Below are 22,138 nucleotides of genomic sequence, written 5' to 3'. Positions count from 1 at the left end.
GGCCGTGGCCGGCCGCGCGCCCCCGAGGCGGTCAGCTCACCCGTCTGACCACGTACGCCGCCCCCCGCTCCGCCGGCTCCTCCCCGACGTACTCCTGCCCCCGCATCCCGCACCACGCGGGGATGTCGAGCCGGGCCGCCTCGTCGTCGGAGAGGACCCGTACGGTTCCCCCGACCGGCACCTGTGCGAACACCTTCGCCAGCTCGATGACCGGGATCGGGCAGCGTTTGCCCAGGGAGTCGACGAGCAGTTCCCCCGGTCCCCGCTCGGCGGCCGGTGCCGCGGGCGCGCCGAGCTTCTCCCGGACGCCCGCGACGGCCCCCGGCAGCACCTCCAGGAACCGCTCCACGTCCGCCTCGTCCGCGCCCATCGGCAGGGACACCCGTACGTTGCCCTCGCTCAGCACGCCCATCGCCTCCAGCACATGGCTGGGCGCCAGCGTGCTGCTCGTGCACGAGGAGCCGGACGAGACGGAGAAACCCGCCTGGTCCAACGCGTGCAGCAGGGCTTCCCCGTCGGCATAGAGACACGAGAAGGTGACGATCCCCGGCAGCCGCCGCTCGGGGTCGCCGACGACCTCCACGTCGGGCACGGCCTGCCGCACCCGGGCCCGGATCCGCGCCGTCAGCTCGCGCAGCCGTACCGCCTCGTGGGCCGCCTCGGCGCGCACCGCGCGCAGCGAGGCCACGGCCGCCACGATCGCCGGGATGTTCTCGAAGCCGGGCGCCCGGCCGAACTCCCGCTCGTCCGTGGGACCTTGGGCGGCGAACCGCACCCCCTTGCGCACGACGAGCAGCCCGACCCCCGACGGCCCGCCCCACTTGTGCGCGCTGGCCGTGAGCAGCGACCACTCGCCCTCGACCGGCCCCCACCCGAGCGACTGCGCCGCGTCCACCAGCAACGGCACCCCGGCCGCCCGGCACACCTCGGCCACCTCGGCCACCGGCTGGACGGTCCCGACCTCGTGGTTGGCGGACTGGAGCACGGCCAGTGCGGTGTCCGGACGCAGGGCGGCCGCGTAGCCGGCGGGTTCGACGGCTCCCGCCCGGTCGACGGCCACTCGGGTGACACTCCCGCCCCCGGACGCGAACACCTCCGCCGCATGGAGCGCGGAGGAGTGTTCGACGGATGACACGATCAGGTGGCTTCCGACCCGCCGCCGCCCGGCCAACGCCCCCGCGATCCCGGTGTGTACGGCTCGCGTCCCGGACGCCGTGAACACCACCTCGTCCGCCCGGCAGCCCACGGCCTCGGCGGCGGCCTCGCGAGCGGCGTCCAGCAGCATGCGAGCCTTACGGCCCTCCCGGTACAGCCGCGCGGGATCCGCCCATCCCTCGTCCCAAGAGGCCAACAGCGCCTGACGGGCGACGGGATGGAGGGGAACGGCGGAGGCAGCGTCAAAGTAGGCCATATGGCAACGCTAGACCGCCGGTCGGGGCAGCGCCCCAAAGGGGCGCGGGGCGTTCACATCAGCGACTCCGCCGCGGGGCGCGACCAGCCACGACAGGCCCCCAGCCGCCAATCCAGCGAACCATCCGAGTTAGTAGGCACCCCTCCCCGCGAACCCTCGGAGGGCGTCGGCTAGGGTTTGGTCCGCATAAACATCCAAACCCCTGCCCGACGCAGGGCGGCGACCGACCAGCGAGAAGGCCGCAGCCGACCGCGCGGGCGAGACTCTCGGGAAGGCGCTACGTGAGTCCCAACGGCTCCGACCGCTCGCCGCGGCGCCCGATGCGGCGGAAGCTGCTGCAGGCACTGACCGCGGGCCTGGTCCTGGCGACCGCAACCGGTTGCACATACAAGGACTTCCCCCGCCTTGGCATGCCCACCCCCACCACGGAAGAGGCTCCGCGGATCCTCTCCCTGTGGCAGGGCTCCTGGGCTGCCGCGCTCGCCGTCGGCGTGCTGGTGTGGGGCCTGATCCTGTGGAGTGCTTTCTTCCACCGGCGCAGCCGCACCAAGGTCGAGGTACCTCCGCAGACCCGGTACAACATGCCGATCGAGGCCCTGTACACGGTGGTCCCGATCATCATCATCTCGGTGCTCTTCTACTTCACGGCCCGGGACGAGTCGAAGCTCCTGGACCTCTCCAAGAAGCCCGACGTCACGGTCAACGTGGTCGGCTTCCAGTGGAGCTGGGGCTTCAACTACATCGAGAACGTCCCCGGCGTCTCCGGTGACGCCAAGACCGACGCGAACCTGGACGCCATTCCGGACCGGTTCAAGAAGGACTTCCCGGTGAACGCCGGCGGTGTCTACGACGTCGGCACCCCCGCCACGCGGAACCCGCAGACGGGCAACCCCGGTCCGACGCTCTGGCTCCCCAAGGGCAAGACGGTCCGCTTCGTCCTGACCTCCCGCGACGTCATCCACTCCTTCTGGGTGGTGCCGTTCCTCATGAAGCAGGACGTCATCCCGGGCCACACCAACGCCTTCCAGGTGACCCCCAACCAGGAGGGCACCTTCCTCGGCAAGTGCGCCGAGCTGTGCGGCGTCGACCACTCCCGGATGCTGTTCAACGTGAAGGTCGTCTCCCCGGCCGCGTACGAGCAGCACCTCAAGGACCTCGCCAAGAAGGGGCAGACCGGTTACATTCCCGCCGGCATCGCGCAGACGAGCCACGAGAAGAACCGGGAGACGAACAACCTGTGAGCATCCTCAACGAACCCCAGGGTGCCGCGGCTGCTGAAGGCTTGTACGCGGGCGAGCAGCCGGTCAGGCGCAAGCAACCCGGCAGTGTCGTGGTGAAGTGGCTGACGACCACCGACCACAAGACGATCGGGACGATGTACCTCGTCACGTCGTTCGCGTTCTTCCTGATCGGCGGCGTGATGGCGCTGCTCATGCGCGCCGAGCTGGCCCGGCCGGGCCTGCAGATCATGTCGAACGAGCAGTTCAACCAGGCGTTCACGATGCACGGCACGATCATGCTGCTGATGTTCGCGACGCCGCTGTTCGCCGGCTTCACGAACTGGATCATGCCGCTGCAGATCGGTGCGCCGGACGTGGCGTTCCCGCGGCTGAACATGTTCGCCTACTGGCTGTACCTCTTCGGCTCGACCATCGCGGTCGGCGGCTTCCTCACCCCGCAGGGCGCGGCCGACTTCGGCTGGTTCGCCTACTCGCCACTGTCGGACGCGGTCCGCTCGCCGGGCATCGGCTCCGACATGTGGATCATGGGTCTGGCCTTCTCCGGCTTCGGCACGATCCTCGGTGCGGTCAACTTCATCACCACGATCATCTGCATGCGCGCTCCGGGCATGACCATGTTCCGCATGCCGATCTTCGTGTGGAACGTGCTGCTGACCGCCGTCCTGGTCCTGCTCGCCTTCCCGGTCCTCGCGGCCGCGCTGTTCGCCCTGGAGGCGGACCGCAAGTTCGGTGCTCACGTGTTCGACGCCACGAACGGCGGAGCACTGCTGTGGCAACACCTCTTCTGGTTCTTCGGACACCCAGAGGTGTACATCATCGCCCTGCCGTTCTTCGGCATCATTTCCGAAGTGATCCCGGTCTTCTCCCGTAAGCCGATGTTCGGCTACATGGGCCTGATCGCCGCGACCATCTCCATCGCCGGTCTGTCCGTGACCGTGTGGGCCCACCACATGTACGTCACCGGCGGTGTGCTGCTGCCGTTCTTCTCCTTCATGACGTTCCTGATCGCCGTACCGACCGGTGTGAAGTTCTTCAACTGGATCGGCACGATGTGGAAGGGCTCGCTGTCCTTCGAGACCCCGATGCTCTGGGCCGTCGGCTTCCTGATCACCTTCACGTTCGGTGGTCTGACCGGTGTCATCCTGGCCTCGCCCCCGATGGACTTCCACGTCTCGGACTCGTACTTCGTGGTGGCCCACTTCCACTACGTCGTCTTCGGCACGGTCGTCTTCGCCATGTTCTCCGGCTTCCACTTCTGGTGGCCGAAGATGACCGGCAAGATGCTGGACGAGCGCCTCGGCAAGATCACCTTCTGGACGCTGTTCGTCGGCTTCCACGGCACCTTCCTCGTCCAGCACTGGCTGGGCGTCGAGGGCATGCCGCGCCGGTACGCCGACTACCTGGCGGCCGACGGCTTCACCGCCCTGAACACCGTCTCGACCATCAGCTCCTTCCTGCTCGGCCTGTCGATCCTGCCGTTCCTCTACAACGTCTGGAAGACCGCCAAGTACGGCAAGAAGGTCGATGTCGACGACCCGTGGGGCTACGGTCGCTCGCTGGAGTGGGCGACGTCCTGCCCGCCGCCGCGGCACAACTTCGTCACCCTGCCGCGGATCCGCAGCGAATCCCCGGCGTTCGACCTGCACCACCCTGAGATCGCCGCGCTGGAGCAGCTGGAGCACGCCGGTCACGGCGCCGCCATCGCGGGCAGCAAGGAGGCCGGCAAGTGAAGATCCAGGGCCGGATGTTCATCTGGCTGAGCTTCTTCCTCCTGATCATGGCCATCGTGTATGGCGTGTGGTCGAAGGAGCCGGCCGGTACCACCGCACTGTTCCTGGCCTTCGGCCTGAGCGTCATGATCGGCTTCTACCTGGGCTTCACCGCCCGGCGGGTCGACGCGGGCGCCCAGGACGACAAGGAGGCCGATGTCGCGGACGACGCGGGCGAGCTGGGCTTCTTCAGCCCGCACAGCTGGCAGCCGCTCCTGCTGGGCTTCGGCGGCGCGATCGCCTTCCTCAGCATCGCGGTCGGCTGGTGGCTGATCTACTTCTCGGCCCCGTTCATCATCCTCGGCCTGTTCGGCTGGGTGTTCGAGTACTACCACGGTGAGAACCGCACCCAGTAGCACGCGAGAACACGCACCGGAAGCCCGGACGCTCCATCAGGGGAGTCCGGGCTTCCGGCATTTCCGCAGGCGGGACCACTCGATGTCGTTCACGTGGCGCCGTGCCGATCCCTCGTACGGGTTACATACCGCGCAAATGGGGTCAACACCTCATAGCGTGATCGTATGAACCACACTCCGCGGAACCGCACCGTCGTCGGCTGCACGCTGCTGGTGACCGCCCTCGGCGCGGGCGTCACCGCCTGCGGTTCGGACGGCAACCCCCTGGCGGCCCATCCGTACGACGCGGCGGGCCTGTTCTCCTTCAACGCCCCCACCGGTGCGGGCGAGCGGGCCGACCCGGACAAGCCCCTGGAGATCACCGCCAACGGTGACGACCGGATCACCGACGTGACGGCCCAGGACGCCGCAGGACGCTACGTGGCGGGCGAACTCGCCGCCGACGGCAGCAGATGGCACAGCACCTCCCCGCTGGCCGCGGGCGCCCACTACACCGTCACGGTGAGTACCGAGGACGAGGGCGGCGCGCCCGGCCGCAAGGTCCTGACGCTCGACACGAGCACGCCCGCCACCCGGAAGCGGCTGGCCGTCACGTTCGGCCCGGACGCGGGCGTGTACGGCGTCGGACAGCCCATCACCGCCGCACTCGACCAGGAGATCAAGGACAAGGCGCAGCGCGCCGTCATCGAGCGCGCCCTGCGGGTGGACTCCACGCCGGCCGTGCAGGGCTCCTGGTACTGGGTGAACGGCAAGGAACTCCACTACCGGCCCAAGGAGTACTGGCCCGTCCACGCCACCGTCACGGTGCGCAGCAACCTGGACGGCATCAAGATCGGCGACCGGCTCTGGGGCGGCCCCTCGAAGCCGCTGAAGATCACCATCGGTGACCGCGTCGAGGCCGTCACGGACGCCGCCGCGCACCGGATGACGGTCTACAAGAACGGCAAGGAGATCAACCAGATCCCCGTCACCACCGGCAAACCCGGCTGGGACACCCGCAACGGCATCAAGGTCGTACTGAGCAAGCAGTACTTCGTACGCATGCGCGGCACCACGGTCGGCATCGCCGCGGGCACCTCGGACTCCTACGACCTGCCGGTCTACTGGGCCACCCGGGTGACATGGTCCGGCGAATACGTGCACGCCGCGCCCTGGTCGGTGGGCTCGCAGGGCTCCGCGAACGTCAGCCACGGCTGCACGGGCATGAGTACGTCCAACGCCGAGTGGTTCTTCGGCACCGTCCGCGAGGGCGACATCGTCAAGGTCGTGAACTCCCACGGCCAGGCGATGGAACCGTTCGGCAACGGCTTCGGCGACTGGAACGTCGACTGGAAGCGGTGGCGCACGGGCAGCGCCCTGGCCAACGGCACCACGAACGGCCGGGCGGCGGACGCGGTGAGGCTCGTACCGGCGGCGCTGTGAGGCGCCCCGGAGGGGCACGGGGCCACGAACAAGCCCCGCCGCCGAGTCCCTAGGCGCTCACCAGCCGCTTGCGCCGCAGCAGAGAGGCGAGCGAGGAGGCGAACTCCACCGGATCCACCGGCAACGTCACGGCCGCGTCGGCCCGGCTCCACGTCGCCAGCCACGCGTCCTGCGGCCGGCCCATCAGGAGCAGCACCGGCGGGCAGTTGAACACCTCGTCCTTGATCTGGCGGCACACGCCCATACCCCCCATCGGCACGGCCTCGCCGTCGAGCACGCAGACGTCGATACCGCCCTTGTCCAGCTCCGTGACGACCGCCTCGGGCGTCGCGCACTCGACGAACTCGACGAAGGGAACATCGGGGGCCGGCCTGCGCCCGGCCGCCAGCCGCACCTGCTCGCGGGTGTTGGAGTCGTCGCTGTAGACCAGCACGGTGGCGGTCGGCTGCATGGTTCCTCCGGTGACGTCAGCGTCGTACGGACGGGACGGACAGGGCCGTTCGGGGCGGAGCTTACTCCGGTCAAAGTGCCCGTGAACACCACGTCAACACCGGTTCGGCAGGCAGCAACACTCCGAACGGCACCCCCCGGAGTGAGGGCGGGATAAGCGACCGACATAATGTCGGTCGTGGCGACAGCAACGACAGTAGAAACCGGGCACGCGCACCCGTCGGTCAACCGGCCGAACCTCACCAGCGTCGGAACCATCATCTGGCTGAGTTCCGAGCTGATGTTCTTCGCGGCCCTCTTCGCGATGTACTTCACCCTCCGTTCGGTGACCGGACCGGATCACTGGAAGCACATGGCGCACGCGCTCAATGTGCCTTTCTCCGCGACGAACACCACGATCCTGGTGCTCTCCTCGCTCACCTGCCAGCTCGGCGTGTTCGCGGCCGAGCGCGGTGACGTGAAGAAGCTCCGGGGCTGGTTCATCGTCACCTTCATCATGGGTGCGATCTTCATCGGCGGTCAGATCTACGAGTACACGGAGCTGGTGAAGAAGGACGGCATCTCGCTGTCCTCCGACCCGTACGGCTCGGTGTTCTACCTGACCACCGGCTTCCACGGCCTGCACGTGACGGGCGGTCTCATCGCCTTCCTGCTGGTCCTCGGCCGCACCTACATGGCCAAGAGGTTCACTCACGAGCAGGCGACCGCCGCCATCGTCGTGTCCTACTACTGGCACTTCGTCGACGTGGTCTGGATCGGCCTCTTCGCCACGATCTACTTGATCAAGTAGCGGGACCGGCTCCCGCACATCCAGAAGCACCGACGCAGAAGATCCTGACACCGGGGTAATCCGTGAAAAAGCTCTCCGCACGACGACGCCATCCGCTGGCGGCGGTCGTCGTCCTACTCCTCGCGCTGGCGGCCACTGGGGGGCTGTACGCCGTGCTCGCGCCCGCGGGCAAGGCGCAGGCCGATGAAACCTCCCAGTCCCTGACCATCAAGGAGGGCAAGAAGCTCTACGAGGTCGGCTGCGCCAGCTGCCACGGCACCGGTGGCCAGGGCTCCTCCAACGGGCCGAGCCTGGTCGGCGTGGGGGCGGCGGCCGTCGACTTCCAGGTCGGCACCGGCCGTATGCCGGCCGCCACCTCGCAGGGCGCCCAGGTCCCGCGCAAGAAGGTCATCTACAACCAGACGCAGATCGACCAGCTCGCCGCGTACGTCGCCTCGCTGGGCGCCGGCCCGAGCGTCCCCACCAAGGACCAGTACGGTCCGGAGGGCGCGGACATCGCCAAGGGCGGCGAGCTGTTCCGCACCAACTGCGCGCAGTGCCACAACTTCACCGGCAAGGGCGGTGCCCTGACCAACGGCAAGTTCGCGCCGAGCCTTGAGGGTGTCGCTCCGAAGCACATCTACGAGGCCATGCAGACGGGCCCGCAGAACATGCCGTCCTTCCCCGACACCACGATGTCGTCGAAGAACAAGAAGGACATCATCGCGTACCTGAACGCGGTCAACGGCGACCAGACGGAGAACCCGGGCGGTCTGGAGCTGGGCGGCCTCGGGCCGGTCAGTGAGGGCCTGTTCGCCTGGATCTTCGGCCTCGGCGCGCTGATCGCGGTCGCCGTCTGGGTCGCCGCTCGGACCGCAAAGGCCAAGAAGTCATGAGTAGCCAAGACATTCCAGAAGAGAACCTGCCCGCTGAGCAGGACCACGCGCACGGCGCCGTGACCGTCGCGGACGAGGAGAACCCGTTCGCCGACCCGGGGCTGCCCCCGCACGAGCACCGGATCCAGGACATCGACGAGCGGGCCGCCAAGCGGTCCGAGCGTCTGGTCGCCCTGCTGTTCACGGTGTCGATGCTGGCCACCATCGGCTTCATCGTCTCCTACCTGGCGGTGCCGCACGACAAGTCGATCTTCGTCTTCCCGATCGGGCACATCAGCGCGCTGAACTTCGCCCTGGGGCTGACCCTCGGCGTGGCGCTGTTCTGCATCGGCGCGGGCGCGGTCCACTGGGCCCGCACCCTGATGTCCGACGTGGAGATGGCCGACGACCGGCACGCGATCGAGGCCTCGCCCGAGGTGCGGGCGAAGGTCATGGACGACTTCCGCCAGGGTGCCGCGGAGTCCGGCTTCGGCCGCCGCAAGCTGATCCGCAACACGATGTTCGGCGCGATGGCCATGATGCCGCTCTCCGCCGTCTTCCTGCTCGGCGGTCTCGGCCCCGCGCCGAAGACCAGGCTGCGGCACACCCTGTGGGCCAACGGCAAGCGCCTGGTCAACATGAACACGAACCAGCCGCTGCGTCCCGAGGACGTCATGGTCGGCTCGCTCACCTTCGCCAAGCCCGACGGCCTGGAGGAGACGAACGAGGACTTCCAGAACGAGATCGCCAAGGCGGCCCTGATGATCGTCCGGCTTCAGCCGGACAACATCAAGGACAAGCGCGAGCTGGACTGGTCGCACGAGGGCATCGTCGCCTTCTCGAAGATCTGCACCCACGTCGGCTGCCCGATCTCGCTGTACGAGCAGCAGACGCATCACGTGCTCTGCCCGTGCCACCAGTCCACCTTCGACCTCTCCGACGGTGCCCGAGTGATCTTCGGTCCCGCCGGCCACCCGCTGCCGCAGCTGCGCATCGGCGTGGACAGTGACGGCTACCTCCAGGCACTCGGCGACTTCGACCAGCCCGTCGGTCCTGCATTCTGGGAGCGCGGATGAGTACTGCAGCGAACGAACCGTCCCGCGCGGGCGGCAAGGCCCCGGCCGGCGAGCGCATCGCCGACTGGGCCGACGGCCGACTGGGGATCTACTCCCTGGCCAAGAGCAACATGCGCAAGATCTTCCCCGACCACTGGTCGTTCATGTTGGGCGAAGTGTGCATGTACAGCTTCATCATCATCATCCTGACGGGTGTCTATCTGACGCTGTTCTTCCACCCGTCGATGAACGAGGTCGTGTACCACGGCTCGTACGTCCCGCTCCAGGGACAGCTGATGTCCGAGGCGTTCAACTCGACCCTGCACATCTCCTTCGACGTGCGCGGTGGTCTGCTCATCCGGCAGATCCACCACTGGGCCGCGCTGATCTTCCTCGCGGGCATGTTCGTGCACATGATGCGCGTGTTCTTCACCGGCGCGTTCCGCAAGCCGCGTGAGGTCAACTGGCTGTTCGGCTTCCTGCTGTTCGTCCTCGGCATGTTCACCGGCTTCACCGGTTACTCGCTCCCGGACGACCTGCTCTCCGGCACCGGTGTCCGCTTCATGGAGGGCGCGATCCTGTCCGTGCCGATCATCGGCACGTACCTGTCGATGTTCCTCTTCGGCGGCGAGTTCCCCGGCCACGACTTCGTCGCCCGGTTCTACTCGATCCACATCCTGCTGCTGCCGGGCATCATGCTCGGCCTGATGGTGGCGCACCTGATCCTGGTCTTCTACCACAAGCACACGCAGTTCGCGGGTCCGGGCAAGACCGAGAAGAACGTCGTCGGCATGCCGCTGCTGCCGGTCTACATGGCCAAGGCCGGAGGCTTCTTCTTCCTGGTCTTCGGTGTCATCGCGGCCATCGCGGCGGTCACCCAGATCAACCCGATCTGGGCCATGGGCCCCTACCGTCCGGACCAGGTGTCCACCGGCGCCCAGCCCGACTGGTACATGGGCTTCGCCGAGGGTCTGATCCGCTTCATGCCGGGCTGGGAGATCAACTTCGCGGGCCACACGCTCGTCCTCGGCGTGTTCATCCCGCTGGTGCTCTTCCCGCTGGTCCTGGCGGCGATCGCGGTCTACCCGTTCATCGAGTCCTGGGTCACCGGCGACAAGAGCGAGCACCACATCCTGGACCGCCCGCGCAACGCCCCGACCCGCACCGCGTTCGGTGTCGCCTGGGTGACGATCTACATGATCACCCTGGTCGGCGGCGGCAACGACCTGTGGGCCACGCACTTCCACCTGTCGATCAACGCCGTCACCTGGTTCGTCCGGATCTTCTTCTTCCTCGGCCCGGTCATCGCGTTCATCGTCACCAAGCGGATCTGCCTGGGTCTGCAGCGCCGTGACCGCGACAAGGTGCTGCACGGTCGCGAGACCGGCATCATCAAGCGGCTGCCGCACGGTGAGTTCATCGAGGTGCACGAGCCGCTCAGCCAGGAGCAGCTGCACACGCTCACCGCGCACACGCAGTACGAGCCGGCCCAGATCGGTCCGGTGGTCGACGAGAACGGGGTCCGCCGCAAGGTGCCGGCCTCGGAGAAGCTGCGGGCCAAACTGTCCAACGCCTACTACGGCGAGGACAACCAGATCCCGAAGCCGACCGTCGACGAGTACAAGGAGATCACGAGCGGCCACGGCCACCACTGATCCACGCGTCGCCACGCCACGCCAAGGGCCCCGTCCGCGAGCCGGACGGGGCCCTTGGCCGCGTCCGGGGGCCGATAGGGTGGGATCGACCACCGATTGCGCAGGTACGACACCCTGGAGCGGCTATGAGCGCTGTGACCCCCGCTGGAGGCGACACTGCGGCGGGCCGCTCCTGGCCCGCCCTGCTGAACGGCCTGCTGACCGGCCAGGACCTGTCCGCCGACGACACCGCCTGGGCGATGGACCGCATCATGCGCGGCGAGGCGACCGACGCGCAGATCGCCGGTTTCGCGGTGGCGCTGCGGGCCAAGGGCCAGACGGTGCAGGAGATCACCGGTCTGGTGCGCGCCATGTACGCGCACGCGAACGTGATCGAGGTGCCCGGCCCGACCGTCGACATCGTCGGCACCGGCGGCGACGGGGCGAGGACGGTGAACATCTCCACGATGTCGTCGCTGGTCGTCGCCGGCACCGGCGCCAAGGTGGTCAAGCACGGCAACCGCGCCGCGTCCTCCGCCTCCGGCTCCTCCGACGTCCTGGAGAAGCTGGGCGTCAACCTCGACCTCACCCCCCGGCGGGTGGCCGAGGTCGCCGAGGAGGCCGGCATCACCTTCTGCTTCGCGGTGAAGTTCCATCCGGCGCTGCGTCATGTGGGCGCCGCGCGCGGCCAGTTGGGCATCCGGACGGTGTTCAACCTGCTCGGTCCGCTGACCAACCCGGCCCGGGTGAAGGCCCAGGCGGTCGGCGTGGCCGTCGCCCACGAGGCGCCGATCGTCGCCGGCGTGCTCGCCGAGCGCGGCAACTCCGCGCTGGTCTTCCGCGGCGACGACGGCCTGGACGAGCTGACGACGACGGCCACGTCCCACGTCTGGACCGTGCGGGACGGCAAGGTCACCGAGGAGGTCTTCGACCCGCGCGCGGTCGGCCTCGACCTCGTCCCCGTGGAGGCGCTGCGCGGCGGCGATCCGGCCCACAATGCGGAGGTCGCCCGCCGGCTGCTGGAGGGCGAGCGGGGCCCCGTCCGGGACGCCGTCCTGCTGAACTCGGCGGCGGCCCTCGTCGCCCTGAACCCCACGGACGCCCCGCTGCCCGAGCAGCTGAGCGCCGGCATGGCCCGGGCCGCGGAGTCGATCGACTCGGGCGCGGCCCGGCGGGCGCTGGAGAAGTGGGTGGCCGCCACCAACCGCTGAGGCCGGCCGCATGTGACGCACGGCGCAGTCCGCATGCCGGACCGCGCCTTGCGCGCCGAAGATCGTGTGGCAGGATACGGAACCAGGTCATGAGTGACAGCCATTCGGCCCCGGCCGGCTGTCCGGCAACCCTCCGTCCGTGGCGGGGTGCCCCGGGTGAGGACCAGGTCGTGGGCAGCGAGGTCCACGACAAGCGCGGACCCCTCGTACGCCAGGGGTCCTGGTCGTCGAGGAGCCTTCCGTGAGCAAGCGAATGCGATAGGGCCGCAGAGCCCCGCCTCCGCATCCCCCTTTTCACTCCACCACCGTTCGAGCGCTTCCCGCTCACGTGGTGAATGACACCTGCCTTCACGGGAGCCCCGCCATGCCTGTCTCCACTGTTGCCGCCGACCAGTCCGTTTGTGCCCCGCTGCCCGTTCTGGGGCGGGATGTCACCGTTCCGCTCGTGACCGGCGGCCACGTCACCTACGCGGCCCTCGACTACGCGGCCAGCGCGCCCGCCCTGCAGCGCGTCTGGGACGACGTCGCCGGCTACGCGCCGTACTACGGCAGCGTCCACCGCGGTGCCGGCTACCTCTCGCAGCTCTCCACCGACCTGTTCGAGAACGCCCGCCGGACGGTCGCCGACTTCCTCGGCTGCCGCGCCGGCGACCAGGTGGTCTTCACCCGCTCGACGACGGACTCGCTCAACCTCCTGGCCCGCACCCTCCCGGCCGGCTGCCAGGTCTTCGTCTTCGAGACCGAGCACCACGCCTCCCTGCTGCCCTGGCAGGACGCGCACGTCACCTACCTCGACGCCCCGCGCACCCCGCGCCAGGCCGTGGAGACCCTGGAGCGGGCCCTCGCCGGCCGCGACGGGCACGGCCCGGCCCTGGTCTGCGTCACCGGCGCCTCCAACGTCACCGGCGAGCTGTGGCCGGTGCGCGAGCTGGCCGCCGCCGCGCACGCCCACGGCGCCCGCATCGTCCTGGACGCCGCCCAGCTGGCCCCGCACCACCCGGTGGACGTGGCGGACCTGGCCGTCGACTGGGTCGCCTTCTCCGGGCACAAGCTGTACGCCCCCTTCGGCTCCGGCGTCCTCGCGGGCCGCGCCGACTGGCTGCGCGCTGCCGAGCCGTACCTCGCGGGCGGCGGCGCCAGCCGCACGGTCACCCGGCGCCCGGACGGGGGAGTGGCCGTGGAGTGGCACGACAGCGCCGCCCGGCACGAGGCGGGCTCGCCCAACGTGATCGGCGCCTACTCCATCGCGTCGGCCTGCAAGGCGCTCACCGAGGCCGGCTGGGACGCGCTGGTCGCCCGCGAGCAGCACCTGATCGCCGAGGTGCGCGCCGGCCTGGCCGAGGTCCCACAGGTGAAGGTGCTGTCGCTGTTCGGCGACGACGCCCCGCGCGTCGGCGTCATCTCCTTCGTCGTCGAGGGCTGGAACAGCTCCCACTTCGCCGCCGCCCTCTCCGCCGAGTACGGCATCGGCGTGCGCGACGGTCTCTTCTGCGCCCACCCCCTGGTGCGCACCCTGCTCGGCGGGGACCCCCAGACCCAGGGCGAGTGCGGCGCTCCCGAGGCGGCCCCCGGCGAGAAGTCCCTCAACGCCATCCGCGTGAGCTTCGGCGCGGGCACCCCGGACGAGCACGTCGAGCGGTTCCTGAGCGCCGTGAAGGAACTGGTGACCGAGGGCGCGAAGTGGACGTACCGCACGGAGGACGGCCGCTGCGTGCCGGCGGTGTGAGCGTCCCGGCCGCCGGCCGCGGGGCGGTCTTCAGCCGATCAGGAGTCGAGTCCGATCGCGAAGGCCGCCTCCAGGTCGTGCTGCGAGTACGTACGGAAGGCCACGTGGGTGTCCGTGGCCTCCACGCCGGGGATCTTGCTGATCCGGCCGGGGATGACGTCGGCCAGGTCCTCGTGCCGCCGCACCCGGACCATCGCGATCAGGTCGTACGTGCCCGTGACGGAGAAGACCTCGCTCACCGACTCCAGCGATGCGATCTGCTCGGCGATCTCGGGGATCCGGTCCACACTGGTCTTGATGAGGACGATCGCGGTGATCACGGCTGGTTCTCTCCCTCGGGGGCCGGAGCTGGGGTGCACTTCACTCTAGTCCCACGCCCATAACGCACCCACGCGTAGCCGAACCCCAGCCCGAACCCCACCAGGTGCGCCAGGTACGCCACCCCGGGCCCGTCGGAGGCCCGGCTCGCCGCCGCCCACTGGATCGCCACCCAGAACGGCAGCACGACCCACGCGGGGAACCGCAGCGGCACGAAGAACAGGAACGGCAGCAGGCTGGTCACCCGGGCCCGCGGGAACAGGTACAGGAACGCGCCGAGCACCGCCGAGATCGCCCCGGAGGCGCCCACCAGGGACTGCTGGGAACCGGCGTTGGCGGCCGCGTACCCGAGGAGCGCCAGATAGCCGCACCCGGTGTAGAAGAGGGTGAACTCGACCGCGCCCATCCGCTCCTCCGTCATCGCCCCGAAGACGAAGAGGAAGAGCATGTTGCCGAGCAGGTGCACCCAGCTGCCGTGTACGAACAGCGCCGTGGCCGGCGTGAGGATCGCGCGGCCCGGCCCGGCGAACAGCTCGGCCGGTACCACGCCCCAGTGCCGGAAGTACGCCCGCTGCGCGGTCGCGAGGGCGTCCCCGGAGCCGTAGGCGGGGGTGAGCCCGGAGGCCGGGCCGAGCACGAAGAGCAGACAGCACAGGGCGATGAGGCCGTAGGTGAGGGGCGCCGAGGTGCTCCGCATCGTGCGCAGGGTCCTGCCGACCGCCGTGCTCCACTCACTGATCATGAACACAGAGCATGACGTAACGGGACGCATGCCGACAGACCGCCTCGCCGTCGTGGACAGACGGGCGGCGAGTCCCCGGCAGGCCGTAGGGTTACGAGCCACACGCGTCGGCCGGCGGCGCGGAAGAGCCCGACGAGAAGGAAGCGGACTGCCACGATGACGGTTCCCCTGCCGACCGCGACCACCCGGTGGCGCTGCACCCTGTGCGGCAACCTGACCCGGTTCGACGTGACCCGTTCGTCGAAGGTCGTCGAGTACGTGCATCTCGATCTGGCCGGAGAGCCGACGGTGGAGGAGCGCCAGGTGGTCAGTGAGACCATCGAATCGGTGCGCTGCCGCTGGTGCAACGCGGTGGACCAGGTGGAACTCGTGGACAGGCCGGGCGCCGACTCCTGAGCGGGAGGCGGCCCCGCAGAGGGTAGTGGGGTGTGACGGATGGTGGAGACCGCAGGCGGGGGGCCGGGCGACGGCACCGCTGAGGTGCTTGACCGTCCGCTGCCCGACGGCGTGCGCAAGCGGGTCGTGCAGATCGTCTCGGACGGCTTCGGCGGCCTGACCGTGTCCGAACTGCCCGCCCAGCTCAGGCAGTACGCCCGGTTCGCCCCCAATCGCCGGGCCAAGTTCGCCGGGAACGCGATGGCGGCGGCCCTGGAGACCGACCTGGTGTTCCGGCAGCGGATCGGGGAGAAGCTCAGAGAGGCGCAGCCGGAGCTGACCGGCGCCCTCGACTCCGGCTCCCCGCCTCCGGCCGCGGACCCGCTCGACGTGGCGGCCGCGGCCTACGTACTGCGCCCGGCGGGCTGGGTGAAGCTGGTCGCGGCGGCCGGCGAGGAGGCCCAGCGCGCGGACGCCGAGCGGGCGGACGAGGAGAGCCGGGCCGAGCTGGAGCGGCTGCGCGCCGAGCTGGCGCAGGCCCGGGAGCAGATCCGCGCCGAGACCGAGCGGCTGCGCGCGGAGCTGGACGCGGCGAAGAAGGAGACGGAGTCGCTGCACCGCAAGCTCCGTGCCGCCCTCAGCGACGTCAAGCGGGGCGAGGCCGCGCTGCGCAAGGCCCAGGGCGAGACGGACGCCGTACGCGCCGAGGCGCAGACGCAGGTGTCCGCCGCCGAGAGCGAGTCCAGGCGGCTCAAGTCCCGCCTCGGCGAGGCCGAGGCGGCGCTGGAGGCCGCCCGGCGCGCCGCCCGCGAGGGCCGCAGCGTGGAGGACATGCGGGTGCGGCTGCTGCTGGACACCCTGCTGGACGCCGCCCAGGGCCTGCGGCGCGAACTCGCCCTGCCGCCGGTGTCCGTGCGGCCGGCCGAGACCGTGGACGCCGTCGAGCCGGGCCGGATGACCCCGAAGGACATCGCGGCACGCGCCCTGTCCGAGCACGATCCGGCCATTCTCGATCAGCTGCTCGCGCTGCCGCAGGCCCATCTGGTGGTCGACGGCTACAACGTCACCAAGACCGGCTATCCGCAGATGCCGCTGGAGAAGCAGCGCCTGCGGCTGCTCGGCCAGCTCTCGGCGCTCGCCGCGCAGACCGGCGCCGAGGTGACCTGTGTCTTCGACGGCGCCGAACTGGCCGCGCCGGTGCTGCTCGCGCCGCCGCGCGGGGTCCGGGTGCTGTTCTCCAAGCCCGGTGTGACGGCCGACGAGCTGATCCGCCAGCTCGTGCGCGCGGAGCCGCCGGGCCGCCCGGTCATCGTCGCCTCCACCGACCGGGAGGTCGCCGACGGCGTCGCCAGGGCGGGTGCCCGTCCCGTCGCGTCTGCGGTGCTTCTGAAGCGACTGTCCTGAAGGTCCAACGGGTATAAGTAATGCCCGAATTGGCCGGATCGTCACGCAACGTAGTGTCAACCGCGCCTCACACCCGGTGAGTTGTGTGCAAAGAATGCATAGAGTGACGGGCTTTTTTGCCGTTGGGATTTGAACTGATCACGAGCGGGTCACTAGGGTCGGGGCTCGAACCTCCGAACGGGTGATTACTCACTCACTCACTCACACGAAGGAGTTCGTCCCTCGTGGCGTCCCACCGTCGACCCAAGCAGCAGAGTCGCGCCCGCGTGACCGTGCTGACCACCGCAGCCGCCGCGGCAGTCGTGCTGAGCGCGAACGCCGCCAACGCCGCGCCGAGCCAGAAGCTCAGCAAGGACCAGGTCAAGGCCAAGGTCGACAAGCTCTACCAGGAGGCCGAGCAGGCCACCGAGAAGTTCGACGGGGCGCAGGAGAAGCAGCAGAAGCTGCAGAAGGAGATATCCACGATCCAGGACAACGTCGCGCGGGGTCAGGCGGACCTCAACAAGCTGCGCGACAGCCTGGGTTCGCTGGCCACCTCGCAGTACCGCTCCGGCGGCATCGACCCGTCGGTCCAGCTCTTCCTGTCCGCCAACCCGAACGACTTCCTGGACAAGGCCTCCACGCTCGACCAGTTGAGCGCCCAGCAGGTCGACGCGCTGAAGAAGATCCAGGACAAACAGCGCGAACTCGCCCAGGAGCGGGCCGAGGCCACGCAGAAGCTCAAGGACCTCTCCGCCACGCGCACCGAGCTGGAGCAGCAGAAGAAGGACGTCCAGGGCAAGCTCGCCGACGCCCAGGCACTGCTCAACTCCCTGACGGCCAAGGAGAAGCAGCAGCTCGCCGACGAACAGGCACGGGCCAACCGCTCCTCGGCCGACCGGGTCGACCTCGGCAACAGCACCCCCGCCTCCGGCCGGGCCGCTGCCGCCTTCGCCGCCGCCCAGTCGCAGATCGGCAAGCCGTACGTCTACGGCGCCACCGGCACCGCCTCCTACGACTGCTCGGGTCTGACCTCCTGGGCCTACGCCCAGGCCGGCATCTCCATTCCGCGCACCTCCCAGGAGCAGGCGACCATAGGCACCCGGATCAGCTCGGTCAACGACCTGCAGGTCGGCGACCTGGTCTTCTTCTACGGCGACATCCACCACGTCGGCCTGTACGCCGGCAACGGCATGGTGCTGCACGCCCCGCACACCGGTGCCGTGGTCCGCTACGAGGCCATGTCGGACATGCCGTTCCAGTTCGGCGTCCGGGTCTGAGCGTCCCCGCTCACCTCCGCCGGGCCGCCGCGAAACGCGGACACGGGACGCCCGAACGGGCGAATCCCTGGAACCGGAACTGACCGCTCGCCCCGCCCATGACCTGCGTCAGCGGCGGGGCGTCACCCTGTGGTGCCCTCGCGCTCTTTGGCCCCGACCCTCGTGGAGGGCTACTGTCTGGCGCGCTCCCCCGGCGCCTGGGGTCTCCCCGTCCCCAGGCGCCGGGGGAGCGGTATCTGTCCGCCAGCAGAAGGACCGCCGTGGGGTCTCACCGTCGTCTTGCCTCCTCCGGGTTCCACCGGGGCGCCACCGCCCTGTGTGTCCTGTCCGCCGCTGCCGCCGCGCTCGGCGCCGTACCCGCGCACGCGGCACCGGACACCGACGCCCGCGCCGAGGTGGACCGCCTCTACCAGGAGGCCGAGCAGGCGACCCAGGCCTTCGACAAGGCCCAGGAGCAGACGGACGCGCTGCGCCGCGAGGTGAACGACGCCCAGGACCGCGTCGCCCGGCAGCAGCAGCGGGTCAACACCCTGCGCGAGCAGCTCGGCTCGCTGGCCGGCGCCCAGTACCGCTCCGGCGGCATCGACCCTGCCGTCGCGCTGCTCTTCTCCGACGACCCCGACGACTACCTCGACAGGGCCACCACGCTCGACCGCATCGGCGCCCAACAGGCCGTGCAGCTAAGGGAGTTGAACTCCGCGCTGCGCGACCTCGGACAGGAGCGCGCCGAGGCCGCCGACAAGCTCGCGGAGCTGGAGAAGAGCAGCACGGCCGTCTTTGTGCACAAGCGGACCGTGGAGGAGAAGCTCGCCAAGGCCCGGCAGCTCCTCGACTCCCTGCCGGGCGCCGCCCGCGCCGCCTACGACCGCGCCTCCCGGGACGGCCGGATCGACCTGCCCGACCTGACCGACCTCACCGGCGCCGCCGCCCCCGACGCCCGCGCCGCGGCCGCCCTGGCCGCCGCCCGGTCCGTCCTCGGCCGCCCCTACGTCTGGGGGGCCAACGGCCCCTCCGGCTTCGACTGCTCGGGCCTGATGCAGTGGTCGTACTCCCAGGCCGGCATCCACCTGCCGCGCACCTCGCAGGAACAGCGCTTCGCCGGCCGGCAGATCCCGCTCTCCCAGGCGCGCCCCGGCGACCTGGTGGTCTACCGCTCCGACGCCAGCCACGTCGCCATGTACGTCGGCGACGGCAAGGTCATCCACGCCCCCTACCCGGGTGCCGCGGTGCGCTACGACTCGGTCGGGATGATGCCGGTCTCCTCGGTCACCCGGCCCTGAGGGCGCGGGGCGCCGTTACGATCGGGGGCATGCGCGAGGGCTGCGGTGGTGGTACCACGACGGGTGACGTACCGGGTGGGGCCGCCCGCCGGCCGCGGCGCCGTCGTGACGGCTCGCGCCCGCGCGGCGGGAGCCGCGCGTACGACAGGGTGCGGCGCCCCGCGCGGGCGCTCGTCGCCGGACTCCCGCTGCTCCTCGCGCTGACCGCGTGCGCGGGCGGTACGGCGGCCGACTCGGCCCGCGCCGAGGTGCAGCACCTGCTCGACCGCCGCGCGGCCGCCCTCCTCGGGCACGACGAGCCCGCGTACGCGGCGACGGGCACGCGCACCGAGTACACCCGGCTGCGCGCCCTCCCGCTGGCCTCCTGGGCCTACCGCGTCACCGCCGTGCGCGAGACCGGCTCGGGGGCCACCGCCGACGCCGAGCTGAGCTATCGCGTCGCCGGGTACGACAAGGCCCCGGTCGACGCCGAGCGCACCCTCACCCTCGGCCGCGCCGCCGACGGCACGTGGTACGTCACCGCCGACGAACCCGCCCGGCAGACCGGGCAGCAGCTGTGGGACCAGGGCACGGTGACCGTTGTGCGGGGTGCGCGCAGCCTGGTGCTCGGCACCGGCCGCGGCTCCGCCGAGCTGCGGTCCTACGCCGGGCTCGCCGACCACGCGGTCCCGGCGGTCTCCCGGGCCTGGGGCTCGGACTGGAGCCGCCGGGTCGTCGTCCTCGTACCGCGCTCCCTGGCCGGCATGGCCGCACTGCTCGGCTCGCCCGCCGCCGACTACCGGGGCATCGCCGCCGTCACCACCGGCGAGGCGGGGGGCTCCGGGCAGGCGCCCGCGGACCGGGTGGTGGTCAACCCGGACGCGTACGCCGTCCTCGGCGACCTCGGCAAGCAGGTCGTGCTCACCCACGAGACGACCCATGTGGCCACCCGCGCGTACACCACCGCCGCGACCCCGCTGTGGCTCTCCGAGGGCTACGCGGACTGGATCGGCTACCTCGGCACCGGCCGCACCCCCACCGAGGTCGCGCCGGAACTGACCCGGGCCGTGCGCAAGGGCCAGGTGCCGGCCGCGCTCCCCACCGACAAGGACTTCGGCTTCACCAGCGACCCGGCCGAGCTGGCCCGCGCCTACGAGAGCGGCTGGCTCGCCTGCCGCATGATCGCCGACCACTGGGGCACGGCCCGGCTCGACGCCTTCTACCGGGCCGTCGGCGCCCATCCGCAGCGCGCGGGCGCGGTCGAGGACGCGCTGCGCAAGGTGCTCGCGACGACGCCGGAGGCCTTCACCGGACAGTGGCGGGCGTATGTCAGGACGCAGCTCGGCTGAGCGTGGCGATGGCCTCGCGCCCGGCCGGGATGGAGCGCGCCGTCGGTGACCGGCGGGACGTGCCCGCTCGGGGCTTGGCCCGTTCCTCCTGCTCGTGCCCGGGGCGGCGCTGCTCCTCGCCGCGGGGGCTTCCCGCTGTCCGGCAGGGCCGTCTGCTTCCCCGGCGGCACCCGCACAGCGATGCCGCTCGCGCTGCCAGCCTGCCGGGTCAGGAGGAGACCCGGGTCTCGCGGGGGCGGGCCGGCTCGGGCGGCAGGGGAGCGGCGGGGGGCGGGGTGACGGTCGCGCGCCACAGCCGCCGGCCCGCCGTGACGGAGGCCGCGACCAGCAGGCCGTTGCGCACCAGCATCAGCAGCACGCCGTACCAGTCGCTCGACACCACGTGTACGAAACCGAGCGGGAACTCCAGCACCGTCACGAAGGAGGCGACCACCACCATCAGCGCGGGCGCCCCCATCCGGCTCGCCCGGTACGTCAGGCAGACCGCCGCCAGGCCCACCAGCCACACCAGGTACTGCGGGCTGATCACCCGGCTGGTCACCGTGAACAGCAGCACCGCCGTGAACGCCGCGTCCGCGAGCACCGTCGGCGTCCGGCGTGCCACCCGCAGCCGCCACAGCAGCAGCCAGCCGAACGCGGCCCCGGTCAGCGCCAGCGCCGCGGTGCTCACCTGCTCCACATGCGGGCCGAGGAACTCGATCGACCCGTAGTTCAGCAGCACCTGGCCGCTCCAGCCGAAGTGCCGGGCCACGTGGAAGACCAGGGCGCCCAGCGACTCCACCTCCGTGCCTCGGTCCCGCTGGAAGGCCAGGAAGGCGAACGCGCCCGGCATGGACACCGAGAACAGCGCCGCGAGCCCGGCCGCGGTCACCGCCGCCGACGCCCACGCCCGGCGCCGGAAGCAGCCCACCAGCAGCAGCGCCGGCCACACCTTCAGCAGCGCCCCGAACGCCGTCAGCGCGCCCATCACCCGCGGATGCCGCACCCCGGCGAGCAGCGCCGCCACGGCCACCGCCGTCACCATCACGTCGTAGCGGGCGTACACCGTCGGTCCGAGCAGCGGCACGCCCGCCACCCACACCCAGGCCCCGCGCAGCGACCGGCCGGAGCGCCGCGCCGGGTACAGCAGCAGCTGGAGCACGAGCGCGTCGGCGAGGAACACCAGCAGGAAGAAGGCGTGCTCGTACGACAGGAAGGGCAGAAGGGCGGGGGCGAGCACCGGGAGGGCGGCGGCGGGCGGGTACTGCCAGGTCACGTCGTCCAGCGGAAACGTTCCCTGCCGCAGGACCTCGTACCAGCCGCGGTAGATCACCGACACGTCCGAGGTGACGTCCGGGCCCGGGAAGACCCACACCTCGAAGACGAACAGCAGCAGCGCCAGACGGGTGAGGCCCCAGAGCGCGAGCAGCCATGCCGGGGACCGTCCGGTGCCCTTGGTCTCCACGTGTACCCCTTGCCGTCCGGTTCCCGGTTCGATTCGGCTTCGCGGGACCATGATGTCGTGCCCGGCTGT

The 22,138-nt window shown here is 70.6% G+C and carries 20 protein-coding genes and 1 riboswitch; of the genes, 15 read left to right on the top strand and 5 right to left on the bottom strand.

The annotated features are described in order from the left end of the window. Window positions 1–31: 31 nt before the first annotated feature. Window positions 32–1,411 carry an aminotransferase class V-fold PLP-dependent enzyme gene (locus ACZ60X_RS01970; protein WP_469592236.1) on the bottom strand — a complete coding sequence of 460 codons (1,380 nt, stop codon included), beginning with the start codon at window positions 1,409–1,411 and terminating at the stop codon, window positions 32–34. A 281-nt stretch (window positions 1,412–1,692) separates the two neighbouring features. Between ACZ60X_RS01970 and ctaC the strand changes: the two genes are divergently transcribed. From ctaC to ACZ60X_RS01950, 4 genes are all read left to right on the top strand, one after another. Continuing rightward, the gene (gene ctaC, locus ACZ60X_RS01965; protein ID WP_469592235.1) at window positions 1,693–2,652 is read left to right on the top strand and encodes an aa3-type cytochrome oxidase subunit II; all 960 of its coding nucleotides are present in this window, start codon (window positions 1,693–1,695) and stop codon (window positions 2,650–2,652) included. Next, a complete protein-coding gene (gene ctaD / locus ACZ60X_RS01960; RefSeq protein ID WP_469592234.1) occupies window positions 2,649–4,382 on the top strand; it encodes an aa3-type cytochrome oxidase subunit I in 1,734 nt (577 codons plus the stop codon). The genes ctaC and ctaD overlap by 4 nt, the downstream gene beginning before the upstream one ends. Next, window positions 4,379–4,777 carry a cytochrome c oxidase subunit 4 gene (locus ACZ60X_RS01955; RefSeq protein WP_469592233.1) on the top strand — a complete coding sequence of 133 codons (399 nt, stop codon included), beginning with the start codon at window positions 4,379–4,381 and terminating at the stop codon, window positions 4,775–4,777. Before ctaD ends, ACZ60X_RS01955 begins: the two co-directional genes overlap by 4 nt. Before the next feature lie 165 nt (window positions 4,778–4,942). After that, window positions 4,943–6,199 (top strand): L,D-transpeptidase, encoded by a 1,257-nt coding sequence (locus ACZ60X_RS01950; RefSeq protein ID WP_469592232.1) that lies wholly within the window; start codon window positions 4,943–4,945, stop codon window positions 6,197–6,199. Between the two features lie 49 nt (window positions 6,200–6,248). Here the strand turns inward: ACZ60X_RS01950 and ACZ60X_RS01945 are convergent, their stop codons facing one another. Continuing rightward, window positions 6,249–6,650, bottom strand: a complete 402-nt coding sequence (locus ACZ60X_RS01945; protein ID WP_469592231.1) for a response regulator — start codon at window positions 6,648–6,650, stop codon at window positions 6,249–6,251. 168 nt (window positions 6,651–6,818) lie between these two features. Here ACZ60X_RS01945 and ctaE point away from each other — a divergent pair, with 168 nt between their 5' ends. The 6 genes from ctaE (at window position 6,819) to ACZ60X_RS01915 (ending at window position 13,919) form a co-directional block, all read left to right on the top strand. Next, window positions 6,819–7,439, top strand: coding sequence for an aa3-type cytochrome oxidase subunit III (gene ctaE, locus ACZ60X_RS01940; RefSeq protein ID WP_469592230.1), 621 nt, complete (start codon window positions 6,819–6,821; stop codon window positions 7,437–7,439). 62 nt (window positions 7,440–7,501) lie between these two features. Next, on the top strand, window positions 7,502–8,314 hold the full coding sequence (gene qcrC, locus ACZ60X_RS01935; protein ID WP_469592229.1) for a cytochrome bc1 complex diheme cytochrome c subunit: 813 nt from the start codon (window positions 7,502–7,504) through the stop codon (window positions 8,312–8,314). Continuing rightward, window positions 8,311–9,369: a cytochrome bc1 complex Rieske iron-sulfur subunit gene (gene qcrA / locus ACZ60X_RS01930; protein WP_469592228.1), complete on the top strand. Its 1,059-nt coding sequence runs from the start codon at window positions 8,311–8,313 to the stop codon at window positions 9,367–9,369. Before qcrC ends, qcrA begins: the two co-directional genes overlap by 4 nt. Beyond that, on the top strand, window positions 9,366–11,003 hold the full coding sequence (qcrB, locus tag ACZ60X_RS01925; protein WP_469592227.1) for a cytochrome bc1 complex cytochrome b subunit: 1,638 nt from the start codon (window positions 9,366–9,368) through the stop codon (window positions 11,001–11,003). The genes qcrA and qcrB overlap by 4 nt, the downstream gene beginning before the upstream one ends. Before the next feature lie 125 nt (window positions 11,004–11,128). Then, window positions 11,129–12,193: an anthranilate phosphoribosyltransferase gene (gene trpD / locus ACZ60X_RS01920; protein WP_469592226.1), complete on the top strand. Its 1,065-nt coding sequence runs from the start codon at window positions 11,129–11,131 to the stop codon at window positions 12,191–12,193. A gap of 85 nt (window positions 12,194–12,278) precedes the next feature. After that, a riboswitch (SAM riboswitch) is annotated at window positions 12,279–12,395 on the top strand. A gap of 162 nt (window positions 12,396–12,557) precedes the next feature. Beyond that, a complete protein-coding gene (locus tag ACZ60X_RS01915; RefSeq protein ID WP_469592225.1) occupies window positions 12,558–13,919 on the top strand; it encodes an aminotransferase class V-fold PLP-dependent enzyme in 1,362 nt (453 codons plus the stop codon). Window positions 13,920–13,957: 38 nt separating this feature from the next. Here ACZ60X_RS01915 and ACZ60X_RS01910 read toward each other — a convergent pair whose 3' ends face one another. Together ACZ60X_RS01910 and ACZ60X_RS01905 are read right to left on the bottom strand one after the other, a co-directional pair. Beyond that, window positions 13,958–14,239: an Lrp/AsnC family transcriptional regulator gene (locus tag ACZ60X_RS01910; protein WP_225096777.1), complete on the bottom strand. Its 282-nt coding sequence runs from the start codon at window positions 14,237–14,239 to the stop codon at window positions 13,958–13,960. Continuing rightward, a complete protein-coding gene (locus ACZ60X_RS01905; RefSeq protein ID WP_469592224.1) occupies window positions 14,236–14,979 on the bottom strand; it encodes a rhomboid family intramembrane serine protease in 744 nt (247 codons plus the stop codon). The genes ACZ60X_RS01910 and ACZ60X_RS01905 overlap by 4 nt, the downstream gene beginning before the upstream one ends. Before the next feature lie 156 nt (window positions 14,980–15,135). Here ACZ60X_RS01905 and ACZ60X_RS01900 point away from each other — a divergent pair, with 156 nt between their 5' ends. The 5 genes from ACZ60X_RS01900 (at window position 15,136) to ACZ60X_RS01880 (ending at window position 20,625) form a co-directional block, all read left to right on the top strand. Further along, window positions 15,136–15,375, top strand: a complete 240-nt coding sequence (locus ACZ60X_RS01900; RefSeq protein WP_469592223.1) for a hypothetical protein — start codon at window positions 15,136–15,138, stop codon at window positions 15,373–15,375. Between the two features lie 39 nt (window positions 15,376–15,414). Continuing rightward, window positions 15,415–16,758 carry an NYN domain-containing protein gene (locus ACZ60X_RS01895; RefSeq protein WP_469592222.1) on the top strand — a complete coding sequence of 448 codons (1,344 nt, stop codon included), beginning with the start codon at window positions 15,415–15,417 and terminating at the stop codon, window positions 16,756–16,758. 224 nt (window positions 16,759–16,982) lie between these two features. Next, complete coding sequence (locus ACZ60X_RS01890; RefSeq protein WP_469592221.1) at window positions 16,983–18,017, top strand: C40 family peptidase; 1,035 nt, start codon at window positions 16,983–16,985, stop codon at window positions 18,015–18,017. Window positions 18,018–18,277: 260 nt separating this feature from the next. Continuing rightward, window positions 18,278–19,297, top strand: a complete 1,020-nt coding sequence (locus tag ACZ60X_RS01885) for a C40 family peptidase (protein ID WP_469592220.1) — start codon at window positions 18,278–18,280, stop codon at window positions 19,295–19,297. 29 nt (window positions 19,298–19,326) lie between these two features. After that, the gene (locus ACZ60X_RS01880; protein ID WP_469592219.1) at window positions 19,327–20,625 is read left to right on the top strand and encodes a hypothetical protein; all 1,299 of its coding nucleotides are present in this window, start codon (window positions 19,327–19,329) and stop codon (window positions 20,623–20,625) included. 208 nt (window positions 20,626–20,833) lie between these two features. Here the strand turns inward: ACZ60X_RS01880 and ACZ60X_RS01875 are convergent, their stop codons facing one another. Continuing rightward, complete coding sequence (locus tag ACZ60X_RS01875) at window positions 20,834–22,069, bottom strand: glycosyltransferase 87 family protein (protein WP_469592218.1); 1,236 nt, start codon at window positions 22,067–22,069, stop codon at window positions 20,834–20,836. Window positions 22,070–22,138: the final 69 nt, after the last annotated feature.

The organism is Streptomyces sp. NPDC104106 (assembly GCF_055584345.1).
This window is presented reverse-complemented; position numbering and strand designations above follow the sequence as displayed.